At 37.9% G+C, this 20239-nt stretch carries 15 protein-coding genes, 3 rRNA genes and 1 other RNA gene; 1 reads left to right on the top strand and 18 read right to left on the bottom strand.

Annotated elements, in window-relative coordinates; translation table 11 throughout:
- Positions 1 to 47: 47 nt before the first annotated feature.
- From BCB69_RS03130 to BCB69_RS03180, 11 genes are all read right to left on the bottom strand, one after another.
- Positions 48 to 1085 carry an L-threonylcarbamoyladenylate synthase gene (locus BCB69_RS03130; RefSeq protein ID WP_069176982.1) on the bottom strand — a complete coding sequence of 346 codons (1038 nt, stop codon included), beginning with the start codon at positions 1083 to 1085 and terminating at the stop codon, positions 48 to 50.
- A 5-nt stretch (positions 1086 to 1090) separates the two neighbouring features.
- Positions 1091 to 1957 carry a peptide chain release factor N(5)-glutamine methyltransferase gene (gene prmC / locus BCB69_RS03135; protein WP_022514175.1) on the bottom strand — a complete coding sequence of 289 codons (867 nt, stop codon included), beginning with the start codon at positions 1955 to 1957 and terminating at the stop codon, positions 1091 to 1093.
- Positions 1957 to 3030, bottom strand: a complete 1074-nt coding sequence (gene prfA, locus BCB69_RS03140) for a peptide chain release factor 1 (protein WP_069176983.1) — start codon at positions 3028 to 3030, stop codon at positions 1957 to 1959. Before prfA ends, prmC begins: the two co-directional genes overlap by 1 nt.
- 104 nt (positions 3031 to 3134) lie before the next feature.
- A complete protein-coding gene (locus BCB69_RS03145) occupies positions 3135 to 3380 on the bottom strand; it encodes a type B 50S ribosomal protein L31 (protein ID WP_022514178.1) in 246 nt (81 codons plus the stop codon).
- A gap of 107 nt (positions 3381 to 3487) precedes the next feature.
- Positions 3488 to 4909, bottom strand: a complete 1422-nt coding sequence (locus BCB69_RS03150) for an Rne/Rng family ribonuclease (RefSeq protein ID WP_069176984.1) — start codon at positions 4907 to 4909, stop codon at positions 3488 to 3490.
- A 78-nt stretch (positions 4910 to 4987) separates the two neighbouring features.
- Complete coding sequence (rodA, locus tag BCB69_RS03155) at positions 4988 to 6109, bottom strand: rod shape-determining protein RodA (protein ID WP_022513356.1); 1122 nt, start codon at positions 6107 to 6109, stop codon at positions 4988 to 4990.
- Between the two features lie 3 nt (positions 6110 to 6112).
- Entirely contained in the window at positions 6113 to 6961 is an 849-nt protein-coding gene (locus BCB69_RS03160; protein WP_069176985.1) for a nucleotide-binding protein, read from the bottom strand.
- A gap of 34 nt (positions 6962 to 6995) precedes the next feature.
- Entirely contained in the window at positions 6996 to 8756 is a 1761-nt protein-coding gene (gene mrdA, locus BCB69_RS03165) for a penicillin-binding protein 2 (RefSeq protein WP_083990057.1), read from the bottom strand.
- A 68-nt stretch (positions 8757 to 8824) separates the two neighbouring features.
- Positions 8825 to 9316, bottom strand: a complete 492-nt coding sequence (gene mreD / locus BCB69_RS03170) for a rod shape-determining protein MreD (RefSeq protein WP_022513525.1) — start codon at positions 9314 to 9316, stop codon at positions 8825 to 8827.
- Positions 9317 to 9318: 2 nt separating this feature from the next.
- A complete protein-coding gene (gene mreC / locus BCB69_RS03175; protein WP_236887164.1) occupies positions 9319 to 10188 on the bottom strand; it encodes a rod shape-determining protein MreC in 870 nt (289 codons plus the stop codon).
- A gap of 56 nt (positions 10189 to 10244) precedes the next feature.
- A complete protein-coding gene (locus BCB69_RS03180; RefSeq protein ID WP_022513527.1) occupies positions 10245 to 11279 on the bottom strand; it encodes a rod shape-determining protein in 1035 nt (344 codons plus the stop codon).
- A 312-nt stretch (positions 11280 to 11591) separates the two neighbouring features.
- On the opposite strand from BCB69_RS03180, the gene fba reads away from it, so the two are divergent.
- On the top strand, positions 11592 to 12524 hold the full coding sequence (gene fba / locus BCB69_RS03185; protein ID WP_022513528.1) for a class II fructose-1,6-bisphosphate aldolase: 933 nt from the start codon (positions 11592 to 11594) through the stop codon (positions 12522 to 12524).
- Positions 12525 to 12634: 110 nt separating this feature from the next.
- On the opposite strand, the gene rrf is transcribed toward fba, so the two are convergent.
- The 7 genes from rrf to ssrA form a co-directional block, all read right to left on the bottom strand.
- A 5S ribosomal RNA gene (rrf, locus tag BCB69_RS03190) occupies positions 12635 to 12751 on the bottom strand.
- Positions 12752 to 12834: 83 nt separating this feature from the next.
- A 23S ribosomal RNA gene (locus BCB69_RS03195) occupies positions 12835 to 15761 on the bottom strand.
- 223 nt (positions 15762 to 15984) lie between these two features.
- Positions 15985 to 17555, bottom strand: a 16S ribosomal RNA gene (locus tag BCB69_RS03200).
- The 16S, 23S and 5S rRNA genes sit together here, the layout of an rRNA operon.
- A gap of 314 nt (positions 17556 to 17869) precedes the next feature.
- Positions 17870 to 18553: a thiamine phosphate synthase gene (gene thiE / locus BCB69_RS03205; protein WP_236887165.1), complete on the bottom strand. Its 684-nt coding sequence runs from the start codon at positions 18551 to 18553 to the stop codon at positions 17870 to 17872.
- A complete protein-coding gene (gene thiM, locus BCB69_RS03210; RefSeq protein WP_069176987.1) occupies positions 18513 to 19319 on the bottom strand; it encodes a hydroxyethylthiazole kinase in 807 nt (268 codons plus the stop codon). The genes thiE and thiM overlap by 41 nt, the downstream gene beginning before the upstream one ends.
- Positions 19320 to 19403: 84 nt before the next feature.
- Positions 19404 to 19724, bottom strand: coding sequence for a thioredoxin family protein (locus tag BCB69_RS03215; protein WP_022513630.1), 321 nt, complete (start codon positions 19722 to 19724; stop codon positions 19404 to 19406).
- A gap of 120 nt (positions 19725 to 19844) precedes the next feature.
- Positions 19845 to 20190: a transfer-messenger RNA gene (gene ssrA, locus BCB69_RS03220) on the bottom strand.
- Positions 20191 to 20239: the final 49 nt, after the last annotated feature.

Genomic DNA, 20239 nt, shown 5'->3' on the forward strand with positions numbered 1-20239 from the left:
ATTGCCCCCCTATTAAAGGTATACTTTAATAAAATAAATTACTCTTATTACGTGCTTTCAACAATAATATGATATCCTGAAGCCTTAGTCAAGCGATTCATAATAGCTAATCCCAATCCTGTATGCGAGGTTCCTTCACCTATAATTTCATCAACTACATTCGTGTTAAAGTATAGTAATCCTTGAAATAATCGGTGTGCCATTTGTTGTTGATTGTTCCTAGATCCCCAGCAAAAGACAACCGCATCCTCCGGTAATAAAGCAGCTGTTTCTTCACTTACAAAAAAACCATATTTTTTATCTTTTTTATTTATAAAAGATAAAATTTTATTCTCTACTTTTTTAGTATCACCAGTATAAACTACCAAAGGTGAAGTAGGTGCATAATGTGTATATTTCATTCCAGGAGCTAAAGGTGGTATAAAAGAAGAAGTAAGTCCCTTATCCAATTCTACGGAAGCATAGTTTTCAAGCATCTCTTTGGTAATTCCACCAGGTCGATAAATAATTATTTTATTTTGCCTAGCAGATACAATGGTAGATTCGACACCTATATCAGTAACTCCTCCATCAATAATTGCATCAATTCGACCATCCATATCATGCAATACTGCTTCTACAGTAGTTGGGCTGGGTTTTCCTGATAAATTAGCACTAGGTCCGGCAATAGGTACTCCACAGGCACGAATCCATTCCCTGGTAAATTCTAACGCCGGGCATCGTATAGCAACCGTATCAAGTCCCCCTGAAATTTCAAAAGGCACTATATCCTTTTTTGGAAAAACAATTGTTAAAGGCCCCGGCCAAAAAGCATCCATAAGTTTTCTTTCAAGAGGTGTAATATCACAAACCAATAATTCTACATCTTTTTTATCTGCTACATGAAGAATTAAAGGGTTATCAGAAGGACGCCCTTTCGCTGCATAAATCTTTTTAGCTACTTTCGCATCCAGTCCGTTCCCGCCAAGACCATAAACTGTTTCTGTTGGAAAAGCAACTAAACCGCCTTGTTTAATAATATAAGATAACTCTTTAAGCTTCTGATTCCAAGAATGAGCATTTGCTTTTATGACTTTGGTCTTCATTATTCTCACTTCTTTCTACAGTAAATAGCTCTCTCAATACCATTAAGATCTTTAATGATTTCAAAATCAGTAAAAAATGCTGTCTTTTGTAACATAGTTTCAACAATCTTTGATTGATTAATTCCTACTTCAAAGGCTAAAAAACCACCCGGCTTTAAATGATTAGCAGCTCCATTAACAAGTAGTCGATAAAAATCCAACCCGTCTATGCCTCCATCTAATGCTAAATAAGGCTCATGTCTTACTTCTTTTGCTAAAGTCTCTATTTCTCTCGTCGGTATATAAGGAGGGTTACTAAAAATTCCATCAAATAGTTCCCCCTCTTTTAATGCTTTTAAAAAGTCTCCCTGTCTCCACTCTACTCGTTCAGATAAAGATAATAATACTCCATTTTTTTTTGCTACATCTAGTGCATCATCTGAAATATCAATACCAACTGCAATAGCACCTATACAATAAGTAAGAAAACTAAGAACAATGGCCCCACTCCCAGTACCCAAATCTAATATTTTAAAATTTTCAACCGTTCTATATCTTTGTATAATTTTTTCTACCCACTCTTCCGTATCCGGACGAGGAATTAATACATTTTTATTGACATAAAAATCTAATCCCATAAAAGATTTATGTCCCGTTAATGCAGCTACACAAAGTCCTTGTACTCTTTTTTCAATCAGAGTATGATATTCTGATAATTCTGATTTATTTAATATTTTCTCAAAATTAGTATATAAATAAATACGAGTTTTTTTTAAAACATGTGCTAAAAGAAGCTCTGCATCCAATCTAGCTTCTTCAATGTGATGTATTTTAAAATATTGAGTTGTCCACTGCAAAATACGCTGTATAGTCCATACACTATTAGCAGTCATTATTCGTCCTCATTTCCCATCCGCTGTGCCAAATCAGCTTCAATAAGTCTATGAAGTATCGGCTCCATATGCCCATTCAAAAAATCATCCAATTGATATAATGTTACGTGTACACGGTGATCGGTAACTCGACCTTGTGGGAAATTATATGTCCGAATACGTTCAGAACGATCTCCCGAACCAACTTGCCCCTTTCGATCCGCAGCAGTTTTTTCTACTTCTTTCTGTAAAGCTTCTAAATACAATCTGGAACGTAAAATTTGTAGTGCTTTTTCTTTATTTTGTCTTTGGTCTCTTTCATTTTGACAAGTTACCACAGTTCCTGTTGGAATGTGCGTAATACGAATAGCTGATGATGTTTTATTAATATGCTGCCCTCCAGCCCCTGATGCTCTATATACATCTATACGAAGGTCTTTCATATCAATATCTACATCCACATCTTGTGCCTCAGGCAATACAGCAACGGTTACAGCAGAAGTATGTACACGTCCGGAACTTTCAGTTTCAGGCACACGTTGTACTCTATGTACACCACTTTCAAACTTAAGTAATGAATAAGCATTTTGACCATCAATAAGACAAGTAACTTCTTTAAACCCTCCTAAATCTGTTTCGCTGGAGTCAGCAATAGAAGTTTTCCATCCACGACTTTCTGCAAATTTTAAATACATTTTTATTAAATCTGCAGCAAACAATGCAGCTTCATCCCCACCGGTGCCTGCTCTAATTTCTAAAATAACATTTCTATTATCATTAGGATCTTTAGGAATTAACAACACTCGAATCTCTTTTTCTAAGCATACGATCTCCTCTGTTGCCTCTTTTAACTCCTCTTTAGCAAGATCATGTAATTCTTTCATATCATTATCGCCAAGAATATCTTTTAAATCTTGACAACGTTTATTTGCTTCTTTATATTCTCTAAACTTTTGCACAATTTCTGATAATTCAGCATGTTCTTTAGATAAAGCTCTCCATTTCGTTTGATTTGCAATTACGGAAGGATCGCTTAATTGATCTTCTATACTTAAAAATCTGGCTTCTTTCGCTTCCAGTTTTTCTGTTTTCATTTATTAACTCCTCACATCATATAATTTTGAAATATCTCAAATCAGTATATCATATAAAATTCAGAGAATGAAAAAAACAGGGCAAATGCCCTGTTTTCCATTTTTTACTTAACGCCGTAACGCTTGTTGAATTTTTCGATACGACCACGAGCCTTACCAAAACGCTGCTGTCCTGTATAGAACGGATGGGACTGGCTGCTAATATCGATATTAATCAACGGATATTCATTACCATCTTCCCATTTTACGGTCTGGTCAGAAGTAGCCGTAGAACGAGTCAGGAAAGAATAATCTGCACCGATGTCGCGAAATACGACTGGATGATAATCCGGATGAATTCCCTTCTTCACTGTTTGCACCTCATTTCAAAACAAACATAATTCTTGACTAGTATAACAAATGCACTATACAATTGCAAGAATAAATTATAGTTCTCTGTAATTTGTTTTAACTTAATTTACTCGGACAAAGATAATACAGAAAAAACTTCTCGTTTTAAACTCTCTTTCTTTTCTATATGAATATCTTTATGCATTAACGACTTTAAATAATATTGTTCCTTTTCTGATTCTAATGATTCTGCAATCGAAGGATGACATTGAATAATAATTTTTTCATCTCTTTTATAATTCTTTTTAATTCTTTTTAAATTTCTGTGAATAGTAGTAATTATGGATTGTGTAGAAGCTATTCGTCCATGTCCCTCACACAAAGGACATGAACTATATGCTAATTGCTCTAACCGATATGTACTTCTTTTCCTGGTCATTTCAACAAGACCTAGTGATGTCATTCCACAAACGACTGTTTTAATTTTATCTTTTTTTACTGCTGATTTAAGCTGCTCTACAATCTTTTCTTTATTCTGTTCCTTTTGCATATCAATAAAATCAATAAGAATAATTCCCCCGATACCTCTACATCTAATCTGCTTTGCAATCTCTAAAACAGCCTCTCTATTGGTTAAATAAGCAGCATCTTCATGAGGAATTCCATAAGCATGAAAAGAACCGGAATTAACATCAATCGCAGTTAATGCTTCTGTATAATCAATAACTATAGATCCTCCGGACGGTAATTGAACTTCTCTTTTATACAGGGATTGAATATCTTCCCAAACTTGATACCTTTGCATAATAGGAGTAATACCATCATAATATTGAATATTCTCTTTTATTAAACTCTCCTCTGATTCTGCAATATGCTGTAAACGTTTAACAATCTTCTGATCGTCAGCAATAATAAAATCATTTTTATTGGTTATATATTCTCTAAGACATCTAACTACGATATCACTACTTCTATATAAAAGAGCCGGAGCTTTTTCTATTTCAGCTCGACGCTTAATAATATTCCATGTATTAATAAGATGAGAAATTTCTTCTTTTACTTTATCAATAGCCGTTTCAGCTGCTACTGTGCGTATAATAAGCCCTAATCCATCCGGGCATAAAGAATATCCTATATCTTTTAATTGCTTCCTTGTATTCTCATTGGAAATCTTTTTAGACACGCCTATATAACCGGTATTTTCAAGTAAAACCGCACATCTTCCAGGAATATTCAAGACACCTGAAACTAAAGGCCCTTTCGTACTTGTTGCATCTTTTAATACTTGTACTAATATAGATTCCCCAATAGTAGGTTTCTTTTTTATAGAAGGCCAATTCTCCATTCGTAAAAAAGCATTTTTAGCTATACCTATATCTAAAAATATACCTTTTAATGTAGGTGATACATTCTTTACAATACCTTTATATACTCTTCCAACTAAACTGGATTCCTCAACACGTTCAATTTCAAAGTCTGTAAGTATTCCATCTGTAATTACTGCCATCATAATCTCTTCCGGCAAGCAATCTAATAAGATTTGTTTCATTACCCCTCCCTTTAACATGAATAAGAACCATGCATTTAAATAATTGAAGAATCCTCTTTATTGTTTTCACATTCTTAACTATTCATCAAATAGCAATTTTTTCCTTCGAATAAAAATATTCATTAACAGTCCCACACATAGAATATTCATAAGAAGAGCACTTCCGCCATAACTCATAAAAGGTAATGGAATTCCTGTTACAGGCATAATTCCTAAAGTCATTCCTACATTAATAAAAACTTGGAACAACCACATGGAGAAAATACCGACCGCAATAAGGCTTCCAAATCTATCATGTGTAGAGTGTGAAATAATAAGTGCTCTATAAAGTATTAAAAAATACAAAAACAGTAAAAATATCGCACCAATAAATCCCAGTTCTTCTCCTACAACAGAAAAAATAAAATCTGTATGATTCTCCGGTAAAAAATTTAATTGACTTTGTGTTCCTTCAAAAAGTCCTTTTCCAAAAAAACCACCACTACCAATAGCAATTTTAGATTGAATCACATGATATCCTGAACCAAAAGGATCTAAGTCAGGATCAAATAATACTTTAATTCTCATTTTTTGGTAATCATGCAATAAGAAAAACCAAATAGCCGGCAATGAAACAATAAATCCCCCTAAAATCTGCTTAAACATTTTCATATCAAATCCACAAGCATAAAGCATTCCAAACGTAATAGCGCCAAAAACTAAACTGGTTCCTAAATCCGGTTGAATTAATACTAAAATAAAAGGAATCCCCATAAGTGCTATAACCGGAATCAAACTTTTCCATGTATGAAAACCTTCCGGATGTTTAGCTAATAACTTAGCTAAACAAATAATCATAAATAATTTTGCAAATTCTGAAGGTTGCAGCGTAAACGGTCCAATTTGTATCCAACGTTGTGCACCAAGTGCACTGGTACCGGCAAATTTTACAATTAAAAGTAAAATTATATTTAAAATATAAATACTTTTAATATATTTCTCTAAAATATGAAAATCATACTTTAACATAAAAATAGATGTAATAATGCCTAATAATAGAAAAGCTCCCTGTTTAATAATAAAATCAAATTGTCCTTCCACATGAGAAATATTGGCATGTGTAGCACTTCCAATAATTAATAAGCTAATAACTGCTAACCCTATTATTGAAAGAAATAGTGACCAATCTAATTTTTTGAAAATTTTCAATATTTTATGCATTGATTACCATCTCCTTCGTCCCCATTTATACACCATACGAGAAAGTAAAGTTTGTTTTTCTTTTTCACGTTTTTTAGTTTGTTCATCTACTTTTAAAGGAATTTCTTCCTCTGCAGATTTTAACAATTGTATCCATGTAGAATTAGGATATACTTTAAAATCTATATAATTCTTTGCAATAATATGTATGGCTTCCGTTAATACGCCCCAATAAGACTCATTTATAAAATTTCCTTGATTAGAAAGTAGAGAAATCTTTTCAGAATAAGGAACTACTCCTAATAGTTTCTCTCTATCTATTTGTGCTAAAACAGCTTCCAATGATTCCTGATTGTTATAAGTAAATTCATTTAATAAAACCCAAATAGGTATATGGTTTCTTAAAATTTCACGAGTGTGTAAAGCATCTCTTTGACTTGTTTTTGTGGGAAGTTGTATAAGTATTACATCATCAGCATGTTGTTTCACATATTCAATTCCCCGCCCAATTCCTGCTGGACAATCTAATAAAATATAATCGTAGATTTCCCCTAAATCTTCCAATACGGTATCTATAGCTCCTTCAAAAACGTAGTCCCAAGTTTGTTCTACGGTTCCTGCTATAAAATCAAGATTATCAGATACAGAAATAATCGCTTCTTCAAGAAAACAACTACCTTGTGCCAATTCATATATATGATGTTTTACTTTATCACTAACACCTAAAATAATATCTAAATTACAAAGACCTAAATCTCCATCAATAAGAAGTACTCTTTTCCCTGCACGAGCAAGAGTAATTCCGAGAGCGGCTGTTAAGGTGGATTTTCCTACCCCACCTTTACCAGATACTATTGCAGTCAAATGGCTCACACGATTGCCTCCTCTCTTTTTCAAAGAAACTTTTCTAATTTATTTTATTATTTCCATCAAGATGAAAATAAGCATCCATCATCTTTTTTACAACAGGTGCCGCTGAATCTGCACCAAACCCACTATGTTCAAACATAACCACCACTACAATTTCAGGTTTATCATAAGGTGCATAAGCAATAAACCATCCATTATCGATACCGTTAGTTTCTGCTGTTCCCGATTTACCTGCAATAGGTATAGGATAGTCTGCAAATAAAAATCCTCCTGTTCCCTCTTTTTTCATAACTCCTAAAATAGAAGCTTGAATTGTTTCTAAAGTCGTTTTAGAAATAGGAACTGTTCCCATAACTTCCGGAGAGTAAATCTTAAGAGGAGTTCCATCAAAATTATCAATACGAGTCACTAAATAAGGGCGATAACGATATCCACCATTTGCAATGGCAGAGTATACCACTGCCATTTGAAGAGGTGTAACCAAAGTATAGCTTTGCCCGATGGCTGCATCAAAAGTTTCTCCTAAGTACCAATCTTGATTAAACACTTCTCTTTTATACTCTTCACTAGCCACATTACCTTCCGTTTCTCCCGGCAAATCAATTCCTGTTTTTTTTCCAAGCCCAAATGCTCTAGACATGGCAGCAAGACGATCAATCCCTAAACGACGCCCCATCTCATAAAAATAGACATTATCAGACTTAGCCATAGCTTGGTAAAAATCAATCCATCCAAAAGCTTCTCCTTGTGCATTTCGTTTATCTATAACCCAATGTTTACCACTGTCATAAATTTGCTCACTAGGTGTCATTACATGAGCTTCTAACGCAGCTGCCCCTGTAATAACCTTAAAGGTAGACCCGGGTGGATACATGGAAGAAATAGTTCTATTTTGCATAGGATGATTTGGATTCGTTATTAAGCTATTCCATTCTTTAGCTGATATACCTTGGCTAAAATGGTTAGAATCATAACTTGGCCAACTAACCATAGCTAAAATAGCTCCCGTTTGTGGATCCATTGCAACAGCAGACGCCCCGGTTGCAAAAGAACCTGAACTACCTAATGTAATCATTTGTTCTTTAATAGCATCTTCTGCTGCTTTTTGTACTCTACTATCTAAAGTGAGTCTAATGTTATGACCTCGAGTTACCGGTATACCATTAAGAATTTTTACAGGATGACCTGATGCATCCACTTCTACTAACTTAGTACCATTTGTACCTTCTAAATATTCATTAAATTGAGCCTCTAAGCCTGCCCTACCAATAATAGTTCCCAATTGATAGGTATTTCCATTAGAATCTCTATCCTCTTCTCCCGCTTCACCAACATATCCAAGAATTTGTCCCCCGGCATCATTTAACGGATATACCCGCAAAGGATATACTTCAATATTAAAATTAGGATATTCATCCCGTCTTTCTTCAATTTGTGTGGCTACATCAATCCCTACATCTCTTGCAATAACAATTTCACCAAACGATTTTTTATTTTTAGAAATTTTTTCTTTAATTTCAGATGCTGATATATTTAGTAAAGAAGCTAATCGATTTAACTCTATCTCCGGAATATCTTTATCTTTATTTACATCAGAAAGAATAATACTATAAGCACTGCGAGAACCCGCCATAATTTTTCCATTACGATCATACATAACACCTCGAGCCGCCTGTACCGGAATTTGTCTCATTCTATTTCCATCAGATTCACTCTTATAGTAGGACCCTTTAAGAATTTGCATATAAAAAATACGTAAACTTAATAAACAAAGAAAAATCACCGCAATATAAAGCATATTTGCATATCTAGACTCTTCTTCTTTTTTTATAAGATTACTGAGAAATCCAGGGATTTTATTCCTTTTTACCACTGCGACTCCCCCTCAATTGTCACATTCCACAGTAAATTATACATAAAAAGTGCTGATACACCATTTGATAACATAAGTGGAACAGATTTAAATGCAATATACATAGGTAAAGAAAGATTTTCTCCACTAATAGTAATTAATAACCCTGATAATATAGTATAAATAAAAGTACCTATCATAACTGCCAAAATTGAAATATACCATCTTCTATTAAACTTTTGCCTTACAAACTTAAAAAATAGAAGGGCTATAATAGTATAAAGAAGTAAATGTGTACCAATCATACTTCCGGAGGTAATATCTTGAATAAAACCTCCAAAAATAGTCCAAATAAGTATTTCTTTTTTATCATACATTAAGGCACTCAAAATAAGTAATGTTAACCATAAGTCGGGTTGCCAAATAGCACTACATAAAAAAGGGAATATGGACCATTGTATAACAAACACACAAAAGCCTGTGATTATCATATAAAATACACTCATTATCAGTCACCTGTTTTATTATCCTTAGCTTGCTGCTCATTAGGATTCATTGCGGGCTCAGTTAAAGGAACTTGATTTTTTATTTCTAAAGGATCTATCATTTGTTCAAAAGCAATAACAACAAATACTTCTTCCAATCGAGTAAAATCAACAGCCGGTTTAACTAATGCTTCTAAAGAAATTCCCAACTTATCTACATCTACTTGTTTTACAGTACCGATAAGAGTTCCTTTAGGATAAATTCCGCCATATCCAGATGCAATAACGGTATCCCCTTTAATAACATCAGCTTCTTTGGGGATATTTCCAAAAACAAGTAAATCAGAACGATTCCCTGTTCCTTTTAAAATAGAGGCAACTCGAGATTCCGGTCTTTGTATAATTCCTCCTATAGAAGTTCTTGGATCTACAAGTAACTGTACTTTAGAAGTCATTTTATCTGCTTCTATAATAAATCCTACTGCTCCATCCGGCACTATGACTGCCATATACTTAGAAACTCCGTCATCCGCACCTCTATCAATAGTAATCGTGTTTGTCCAACTATTATAATCTTTAGCAATAACTTTTGCACCAAGCATATGATACTGATTATATTGTTGTTTAAATGCAAGTAATTCTCTAAGCCTAATATTCTCTGCTAATATTTCACTATATGCTACTTGTTCAGCTTTAAGATTATTATTTTCACGTTTTAAATTATCTAATTCATCCCAATTGGAAAGAATTTTATTAATAGTTACTCCACCATATTTTCCTAATAAAGTCAATCGACTGGCACCATACATAAAAGGTGCTTCAACAATAGAAAGAGGTTGCGAAATAAAAGAAACCGCTTCTCGATTTCTCCAAAACCAACCACAGATTGTCATAAATAAAAAAAGCAGTATTGAAATAATAATTTTGCGTTTTCCAAAAAAGAACAAAGTTACTTACCTCCGTAGTACTTATCTCCACTTTCAATTAAATCCGGAAACTGACGATATTTATCAAAAGAACGATAACAACCAATAACCACTGCTAAGTCTGAATGTTTGGTTATTACAACAGGAATCCCTAATTGAGCACTAAGCCAATGATTAAGTCCTGATAATTGTGCAGCACCACCGGACAATAAAAGACCATTTCTTAATAAATCTTCTGCCATATCCGGAGTTGCTCTCCGAATAATACGCTCTATTGACTCCAATACCGGCATTAATGCAGTCTGAATAACCTGATAAAGTGCTGTAGTATTAATTTCAACGGCTACAGCACCTCCATCTACTAATCGACGTCCATGAATTGTAAAAACTTTTACTGCATTTGGATCTGCTATAGACACCATACTTTGTTTAATAACTTCCGCTTCTTCTTCTCCAATTACAATTTTTAAAGAATCTCTTACATATGCTTGAATTTCTTCATTAATGCTATTTCCACCGAAAGCAATTTGTTCCTGTGCTACAATCCCGCCGCAAGAAAAAAGTCCACAATCTGTAATATCTCTTCCCATTACAACAGATAAAATAACATCAGAACCTCCTAAAGAAATTCCTTGCCCAAAAATAGCCGCTGCTGAAGAAGATACTAAATAAACTTTAGCTGCTCCTGCATGCATAGTTGCATCAATTAAAGCATGTCTTGCTACCGAACTAAGTCCACTAGGAATTGACATTACAATTTCAGGCCTGGATAAAGAATGTTTTAATCCTTTTTTTAAGAAATAACTTAAAATACCCCTGGTATAGTAATAATCAATCATAGCTCCATTTTTTACAGGCCATTCTAAACGTACACGTTGTGGTTCTGTATGATAATGAATAATAGCATCTGTGCCAAAGCCAAGTATATCATCATTTGTATTATCAACTGCTACCACAGTTTTCTCCTCTAATAAAAGTTGCCCTTCTGAAAAGATACGCGTTTGAGATGATCCCATATCTATACCAATTCGGCTGACTGATTTTGAAAATGATTTCATTTCCTTATCCATCCTTATATATTAAAAGTTAATATTTATAACCCGTATGATATTTAAATACTTACTAATTATACACTATTGTTTTTATATCCCTATAATAAAATAAAAAGTAAAACCTCCTTTTAATTTTAGCACAAATCATAAATTATATTCTTCTATTTAAATTATATAATTGATATTCCTTTTCAACTGGAAAAAATAATTTATACAACGTATAATAATAGAGAAGTTTTTATATAATAAATTCTTAGTATAATCTATAAGAAGTAGACTATATGTATTTTTAATTATAAGTAATTGAAAGGATTCAAAATGGCACTGGTAGACACAAAAGAAATGTTTAAGAAAGCATATAAAGGACACTATGCAATTGGAGCATTTAATGTAAACAATATGGAAATTATACAAGGCATTATGGAAGCAGCACATGAAGAAAAATCAGCTGTAATTTTACAAGCTTCTGAAGGTGCTAGACAATATGCAGGACAACCCTATATTGTAGATCTCGTAAAAACTGCTGTTAAGCAATTTCCGGAAGTCCCGGTAGCACTTCATTTAGATCATGGTGCATCCTTTGAAATGTGCAAAGAATGTATTGATGGCGGATTTACTTCTGTTATGTTTGACGGTTCTAAACTTCCTTATAAAGAAAATGTAAAAATCACCAAACAAGTGGTAGAATATGCACACGCTCATAATGTCGTAGTAGAAGCAGAATTAGGGCGTCTTGCAGGTGTTGAAGATTTTGTAAGCGTAGATGCTAAAGATGCTATCTTTACTGATCCTGAGCAAGCTGCTGAATTTGTTGCACTTACCGGCTGTGATTCTCTAGCAATTGCTATCGGTACAAGTCACGGTGCTTATAAATATAGCGGAGAGCCTTATTTAGATTATGAACGCCTTCAAAAAATAAGCGACTTACTTCCTAACTATCCAATTGTTCTTCATGGTGCGTCTACTGTTATACCTAAGTATGTTGCAAAATGTAATGAATTTGGTGGAAAAGTATTAGGAGCAAAAGGTGTTCCGGAAGAAATGCTACGTAAAGCTGCTACAATGGCTGTATGCAAAATTAATATTGATACCGATATTCGCCTTGCAATGACTGCTGCTGTAAGAGAAAGTATTTATTCCAAACCGGATAATTTTGATCCACGTTCTTATTTAAAAGCAGGAAGACAAGCTGTAAAAGAAATGGTAATTCATAAGATTCGTGAAGTAGTAGGATCCAGCAATTCTATTTAAACAAAAAAGCTTCTTTATAAAAATAAAGAAGCTTTTTATATTGCATTTAACATTCAATATAAAAAGTATATATACAATAAAAAAGAACACTCCTATGAGTGTTCTTTCTTAATCAGCAGCTTCCTATCCTCCCGGGCCGCTTCCAGCCAAGTACTTTCGGCGTTTGTGAGCTTAACTTCTGTGTTCGGCATGGGTACAGGTGTATCCTCACAGCTATCGCCACTGTTTCTCTTTGAAGATATTCCTTCAAAACTATATAGAAGTACCACTGAAGTCTCTTCCAAGACTGTCTGCGCTTTGTGATTCTCTCTAAGTTAAGACCTCGATCTATTAGTACCGCATCGCTCCAAACATCACTGCTCTTCCACTTGCGGCCTATCTACCTCATAGTCTATAAGGGATCTTACTCATTTCTGATGAGAAGTCTCATCTTGGGGTGGGCTTCACGCTTAGATGCTTTCAGCGTTTATCCCTTCCGAATGTGGCTTTCCAGCCATGCCACTGGCGTGACAACTGGTACACCATTGATTCGTCCACTCCGGTCCTCTCGTACTAGGAGCAGCCCCCCTCAAACTTCTTACGCCCGCGATGGATATGAACCAAACTGTCTCACGACGTTTTGAACCCAGCTCGCGTACCACTTTAATGGGCGAACAGCCCAACCCTTGGGACCTACTCCAGCCCCAGGATGTGATGAGCCGACATCGAGGTGCCAAACCTCCCCGTCGATATGAACTCTTGGGAGAGATTAGCCTGTTATCCCCAGGGTAGCTTTTATCCGTTGAGCGATGGCCTTTCCACACAGTACCACCGGATCACTAAGCCCGACTTTCGTCTCTGCTCGACTTGTTGGTCTCGCAGTCAAGCTCCCTTCTGCCTTTGCACTCGTCGGTCGGTTTCTGTCCGACCTGAGGGAACCTTTGGGCGCCTCCGTTACTCTTTCGGAGGCGACCGCCCCAGTCAAACTGCCTACCTGAGATTGTCCGCAGGGTCGTTACTCCTGGCGTTAGAATCCCAGAACTAGAAGGGTGGTATCCCAACATCGACTCCATACATACCTAAGTACATACTTCTTTGTCTCCCACCTATCCTGTGCATCTACTTCCGAGATTCCATCTCAAGCTGCAGTAAAGCTCCATGGGGTCTTTCTGTCCAGTCGCGGGTAACCTGCATCTTCACAGGTATTTCAATTTCACCGGGCCCCTCGTTGAGACAGTGCCCAAATCATTACGCCTTTCATGCGGGTCGGAACTTACCCGACAAGGAATTTCGCTACCTTAGGACCGTTATAGTTACGGCCGCCGTTCACTGGGGCTTCAGTTCAAAGCTTCGCCTTAGCTGACCTCTCTCCTTAACCTTCCAGCACCGGGCAGGCGTCAGCACCTATACTTCAGCTTTCGCTTTCGCAGGCACCTGTGTTTTTGGTAAACAGTTGCTTGGGCCTCTTTTCTGCCACCCTTCTCGGTTCCAAGTGCTTGACTCTTCGCCTACCAAGGGCCATCCTTCTTCCGAAGTTACGGATGCAATTTGCCGAGTTCCTTAACGAGGGTTTTCCCGCGCACCTTAGGATTCTCTCCCCGCCTACCTGTGTCGGTTTACGGTACGGGCGGACGAGTCCTCGCTAGAAGCTTTTCTTGGCAGCATGGGATTCACAAGTTCATTAAAGTCTCCTTTAACTCCCCTTCATGTCTCACCCTTCTCGTATGACGGTTTTTCCTATCATACAGGCTACGCACTTAGACATGCTCTTCCACTCGCATGCTTGTGTGCCCTTCTGCGTCACTCCTTCACTCAATCAGACTCTTCCGGTACAGGAATTTCAACCTGTTGTCCATCGCCTATGCTTCTTGCCTCGGCTTAGGTCCCGACTTACCCTGAGACGACGATCGTTGCTCAGGAACCCTCGGGCTTTCGGTGGAAAGGATTCTCACCTTTCTTTTCGATACTCATACCAGCATTCTCACTTCTTATCAGTCCACGACTCCTTCCGGTATCGCTTCTCCCCAATAAGAACGCTCCCCTACCCAGACGGCTTGCGTCTGCCATAGCTTCGGTTCCGTGCTTGAGCCCCGGACATCTTCGGCGCAGCGTCTCTCGACCAGTGGGCTATTACGCACTCTTTAAATGATGGCTGCTTCTAAGCCAACATCCTGGTTGTTTATGAAACGCCACATCCTTCGCCACTTAGCACGGCATTTGGGACCTTAGCTGATGATCTGGGCTGTTTCCCTCTTGACCACGGCCCTTATAAGTCGTAGTCTGACTCCCAAGTTTGATTACAGCCATTCGGAGTTTGACTGGGTTTGGTAACCGGGTAGGTCCCGCTCCTGATCAGTGCTCTACCGCCTGTAATCACCACTTGAGGCTAGCCCTAAAGCTATTTCGGGGAGAACCAGCTATCTCCACGTTCGATTGGAATTTCACCCCTACCCACACCTCATCCTAACCTTTTTCAACAGATATAGGTTCGGTCCTCCACACATTTTTACCTGTGCTTCAACCTGGACATGGGTAGATCACTGTGGTTTCGGGTCTACGCTTTCCGACTTCTCGCCCTATTAAGACTCGCTTTCGCTTCGGCTCCACATTTCCTGCTTAACCTTGCCGGCCCTCGTAACTCGCTGGTTCATTCTTCAATAGGCACGCCATCGACCTGTTTTATATACGGTCTCTGACTGTTTGTAAACATACGGTTTCAGGTTCTATTTCATTCCCCTCCCGGGGTGCTTTTCACCTTTCCCTCATGGTACTATGCGCTATCGGTCGATATCTGTGTTTTGCCTTGGAGGGTGGTCCCCCCTGCTTCATACGGGATTTCTCGTGTCCCGCACTACTCTGGATTCCGTCCTTAGAGTTCTTGTTTTCGCCTACCAGGCTCTCACTGTCTTCGGCTCTCTTTCCCAAGAGATTTGGCTAACTTTTCCTCCAATTTTGTCGGTCCTCAACCCCGATTAAGTTTCCTTATTCGGTTTAGGCTTCTTCCCCGTTCGCTCGCCGCTACTTGGGGTATCTCGTTTGATTTCTTCTCCTCCGGTTACTTAGATGTTTCAGTTCACCGAGTTCCCTCCTCATACCGGTCGGTATGGGTGACGGTGCATTACCACCGCCGGATTTCTCCATTCGGATATCTACGGTTCAACGGCTATTTGCGCCTACCCGTAGCTTTTCGCAGCTTGTCGCGTCCTTCTTCGGCAGATATCGCCAAGGCATCCACCGTATGCCCTTAGTATCTTAACTTACATACTTCACACCTTGACCTTCTTGCTTTTGAGTTTCCTTCAGTGCGCAAGATTGATTTTCTATGAAATCTTTCTTACGTCTTTTACTTCTATATAGTTTTCAAAGAACATCTTCTTTTCCTTTTTTAAGAGAACTTTTGGTTCTCTCAAAACTGAACAGTATAACTCTCTTCCGATGTCCGACCTACAGTCTTTATATTTCTATAAAGCTGTCTCCTTAGAAAGGAGGTGATCCAGCCGCACCTTCCGATACGGCTACCTTGTTACGACTTCACTCCAATCATCAGCTCCACCTTAGACGGCTGGTCCCTTGCGGTTACCTCACCGGCTTCGGGTGTCTCTAACTCTCATAGTGTGACGGGCGGTGTGTACAAGGCCCGGGAACGTATTCACCGCGGTATGCTGACCCGCGATTACTAGCGATTCCTACTTCATGCAGGCGAGTTGCAGCCTGCAATCTGAACTGGGGGTGCGTTTATGAGGTCCGCTCCATCTCGCGATTTCGCTTCTCTTTGTTGGCACCCATTGTAGTACGTGTGTAGCCCAAGCCATAAGGGGCATGATGACTTGACGTCATCCCCGCCTTCCTCCGCGTTGTCCGCGGCGGTCTCTCCTGAGTCCCCACCTTTACGTGCTGGTAACAGGAAATAGGGGTTGCGCTCGTTGCGGGACTTAACCCAACATCTCACGACACGAGCTGACGACAGCCGTGCACCACCTGTTTTCTCGTCTTCCGAAGAAGAACTCCATATTTCTATGGATTGCGATCAATGTCAAGGCTTGGTAAGGTTCTTCGCGTTGCGTCGAATTAAACCACATACTCCACCGCTTGTGCGGGCCCCCGTCAATTCCTTTGAGTTTTAATCTTGCGATCGTACTTCCCAGGCGGGATACTTATTGCGTTAACTCCGGCACAGGAGGGGTCGATACCTCCTACACCTAGTATCCATCGTTTACGGCGTGGACTACCAGGGTATCTAATCCTGTTTGCTCCCCACGCTTTCGCGCCTCAGCGTCAGTTTTCGTCTAGAAAGTCGCCTTCGCCACCGGTGTTCTTCCTAATCTCTACGCATTTCACCGCTACACTAGGAATTCCACTTTCCTCTCCGATACTCCAGCTTCCCAGTTTCCATCCCCTCATGGGGTTGAGCCCCACGCTTTTAAGATGGACTTAAGAAACCGCCTGCGCGCGCTTTACGCCCAATAATTCCGGACAACGCTTGCCACCTACGTATTACCGCGGCTGCTGGCACGTAGTTAGCCGTGGCTTGCTTTTTCGGTACCGTCAATGTCTATGATTATTCACCACAAACCCTTTCGTCCCGAATCACAGAACTTTACAATCCGAAGACCTTCTTCGTTCACGCGGCGTTGCTCCGTCAGACTTTCGTCCATTGCGGAAGATTCCCCACTGCTGCCTCCCGTAGGAGTCTGGACCGTGTCTCAGTTCCAGTGTGGCCGTTCATCCTCTCAGACCGGCTACTGATCGTCGGCTTGGTGAGCCGTTACCTCACCAACTACCTAATCAGTCGCAAACCCCTCTTAAGGCGATAGCTTTCTTGTAGAGGCCACCCTTTCTTCTATGCATCATGCGATGCTTAGAACGTATTCGGTATTAGCAGTCGTTTCCGTCTGTTATCCCCATCCTTAAGGCAGGTTGTTTACGTGTTACTCACCCGTTTGCCACTGAAATTAATAAAAGAGCAAGCTCTTTCATCTCTTTCCGTTCGACTTGCATGTGTTAAGCACGCCGCCAGCGTTCGTCCTGAGCCAGGATCAAACTCTCCATGATAGATTGTTTGTTTGGCTCGATTATTTTCTTGCCTTTTTTTCTCAAATTATTGCGGGATTGTTTCCAATCCGCACATCGGCTTTTGTTTGTCATACTGTTCAGTTTTCAAAGAACCAATCGCCCGTAAGCGACTTCATTATGTTACCTTACAAATTTTCTTTTGTCAAGTAACTTTTTAAGTAAAACAGAAGTTTTTTCTCTGCTTATTCGCCCTTTTGGCGACGCATCCTATCCTATCATATCCCTATTTCTTACGTCAACTCTATTTTTATCCTCTTTTTCTTTTATTTTTTCTCTCTTTCTCCCTTTTTCCTTTATCTCACTTTTCTCTTTTTTATCCCCGTTTCTCTTAATCGACTTCGTAGTTGTAGTGCACGACTATAAGGGTCTTTTGCTCCCATAATTTCTGAAACTACACATATACCTTCTATATTTACATTTTTAAAATTATCTATATTATCTAAGTGAATGCCTCCAATAGCTAATGTCGGTATATGAACAGATTGAGTAATTTGTTGTAATGTTTGCAAAGAAGTTTTCTTTGTATCCAGTTTCGTTTTTGTTAAAAAAATAGAGCCAACACCTAAATAATCTGCACCTTCAAATTCCGCCTGTAAAGCTTCTTCAAGAGAAGAAGCTGATACGCCTAGTATCTTATTTTTTCCAATTATCTTTCTAACAACAGCTACAGGTAAATCTGTTTGTCCAACATGAACACCGGCTGCATCGGCAGCAAGCATAATATCCACTCTATCATTGATAATAAGAGGGATGTTATATTTATCCGTTATAGTTTTAATAAGCAAAGCTTGTTCATACAAAAAAACGGAGTCACCGTCCTTTTCTCTTAATTGAACAACAGTAACCCCTCCTTGTATCGCTTCTTCAACTATATTTTCTATATTTCGATTTCCAAGCAAATTTCTATCCGTTATTAAATATAAAGAATAATCAATATTATATTTTATCCCATCTACCATATTTCTTAAGAATGTCATGATTCATCTCTCCAATTGCATCAATAATTCCCATGTGAAAATGCCCCAATCCACGAGAACCTTCTTTATCCCATGCCAATTCTCCTGAAATCCCCATAATTATAACAGCCATTGCAGTTGCTGATAATATATCCTGTTGAGCCACTCCACAAAAAGTACCAATTAAAGAACTGCACATACAACCGGTTCCTGTCACTAAAGACATCGCTCTTACACCATTTTTCACCAAAATTGTCTGTTTACCATTTGAAATAATATCTATAGCTCCTGTTGTTACAATAATTGCATCTGTTAATTCTGATAATTGTTTTGTCCCTGCTATCAAAGTGTTCATCGATGTCCCCGTACAAGCATCCACACCTTTCCCCTTTGATTTTATTCCTAAAAGAGCTAAAATCTCACTTGCATTCCCTTTAATAACTGTTGGACGAATTTCTTTTATAATCTCTTTTGCTATATCATTTCTATAAGAAGTGGCTCCTACACCTGTAGGATCAAAAACAATAGGAATATTGTGTTTCTTAGCCGCTTCCCCCGCTTGAAACATAGATAAAACTTTCCTCCTATTTAATGTCCCTATATTTATGACAAGCGAGGATGCCAATGTAACCATCTCAGCTACTTCTTCCTCTGCGTCAGCCATAACCGGAGAACCTCCTATAGCTAACACTATATTGGCACAATCATTAACAGTAACGTAATTGGTTAAATGATGGATTAATGGTCGTGTTGTTCTTATTTCTTGTATTAAATCCCTAACAAACATATACCGCTCCTCCTTCAGTAATTTTCTATTATATTAACATAAAAAGGAATCTTATCTTTTGATAAGATTCCTTTTTATGTGCAATCATTTGATACTGTTTTTAGCAAAAAAATCTTTTAATTCTTTATATCCAACTGTACCATATCCAATGATATTATCTATAGGCTTTCCGTCTCTAAAATAAAAGATATTAGGAATAGTTTCTACCTTATATCGTCTAGCTAATTCTTGATCATCATCACAATTTATTCCATAAAAAGGAATATCCATTTCTTCAGATAACTTCTCCATTACGGGACGAATTTTGCGGCAATAACCACACCAAGGTGCACTAAAGCCTACAATAACATCTCCTTTAGCAATTGCTTTATCAAAATTTTCTACACCAGTCAATTTATTAATCATTATATTTTCCTCCTACATTATAATATTATATTTTCAGTATTCGTATTCTAACTTATATATCGATATTTGTCAATATTAAGCTTGAAATAAAAGCGAGAATTCATCTCGCTTTGACTTTTTTGGTGGAGACGAGGGGAGTTGAACCCCTGTCCAAAAGGCCCGCCCCATAAACCTCTCCGAGCGCAGTTCCTGTTTTAATTTTCAGTAAAGTATTGTACAGGAACAAACTACCTTTACCTATACCGGTTGAATTTCCCTCAGAGATACCGGAAGTCTCTCATCAGTATCCTGTTAGTTGATGCCTGTTTAAAATCACAGGAAAATTCTAAAGAGGCAAGCAGTTTACATTAAGCTGCTAAAGCAAAGTTATTTCTTGCTTTTATGTGTTCCCACCGTTTTACGGGAAGATGGAATCCCGGCTCGCTGTCTATGATACAGTAACCCCTGTCGAAACCAGTACGTCCCCATTGATACCCCTTATTGTACTTTGCTATAGACTCTTTGTCAAAGTTATA

The organism is Dialister pneumosintes, from assembly GCF_001717505.1.
GTDB classification, from domain to species: Bacteria; Bacillota; Negativicutes; order Veillonellales; family Dialisteraceae; genus Allisonella; species Allisonella pneumosinta.

Excerpts from the sequence above, each read along its gene's own strand:
- thiE (WP_236887165.1), bottom strand. The coding sequence starts at position 18,553 with ATGACATTCTTAAGAAATATGGTAGATGGGATAAAATATAATATTGAT.
- prfA (WP_069176983.1), bottom strand. The coding sequence starts at position 3,030 with ATGAAAACAGAAAAACTGGAAGCGAAAGAAGCCAGATTTTTAAGTATA.
- BCB69_RS03180 (WP_022513527.1), bottom strand. The coding sequence starts at position 11,279 with ATGAAATCATTTTCAAAATCAGTCAGCCGAATTGGTATAGATATGGGA.
- mreC (WP_236887164.1), bottom strand. The coding sequence starts at position 10,188 with ATGACAATCTGTGGTTGGTTTTGGAGAAATCGAGAAGCGGTTTCTTTT.
- fba (WP_022513528.1), top strand. The coding sequence starts at position 11,592 with ATGGCACTGGTAGACACAAAAGAAATGTTTAAGAAAGCATATAAAGGA.
- BCB69_RS03130 (WP_069176982.1), bottom strand. The coding sequence starts at position 1,085 with ATGAAGACCAAAGTCATAAAAGCAAATGCTCATTCTTGGAATCAGAAG.
- prmC (WP_022514175.1), bottom strand. The coding sequence starts at position 1,957 with ATGACTGCTAATAGTGTATGGACTATACAGCGTATTTTGCAGTGGACA.
- BCB69_RS03150 (WP_069176984.1), bottom strand. The coding sequence starts at position 4,909 with ATGAAACAAATCTTATTAGATTGCTTGCCGGAAGAGATTATGATGGCA.
- BCB69_RS03215 (WP_022513630.1), bottom strand. The coding sequence starts at position 19,724 with ATGATTAATAAATTGACTGGTGTAGAAAATTTTGATAAAGCAATTGCT.
- mreD (WP_022513525.1), bottom strand. The coding sequence starts at position 9,316 with ATGAGTGTATTTTATATGATAATCACAGGCTTTTGTGTGTTTGTTATA.
- rodA (WP_022513356.1), bottom strand. The coding sequence starts at position 6,109 with ATGCATAAAATATTGAAAATTTTCAAAAAATTAGATTGGTCACTATTT.
- thiM (WP_069176987.1), bottom strand. The coding sequence starts at position 19,319 with ATGTTTGTTAGGGATTTAATACAAGAAATAAGAACAACACGACCATTA.
- mrdA (WP_083990057.1), bottom strand. The coding sequence starts at position 8,756 with ATGCTTTATATTGCGGTGATTTTTCTTTGTTTATTAAGTTTACGTATT.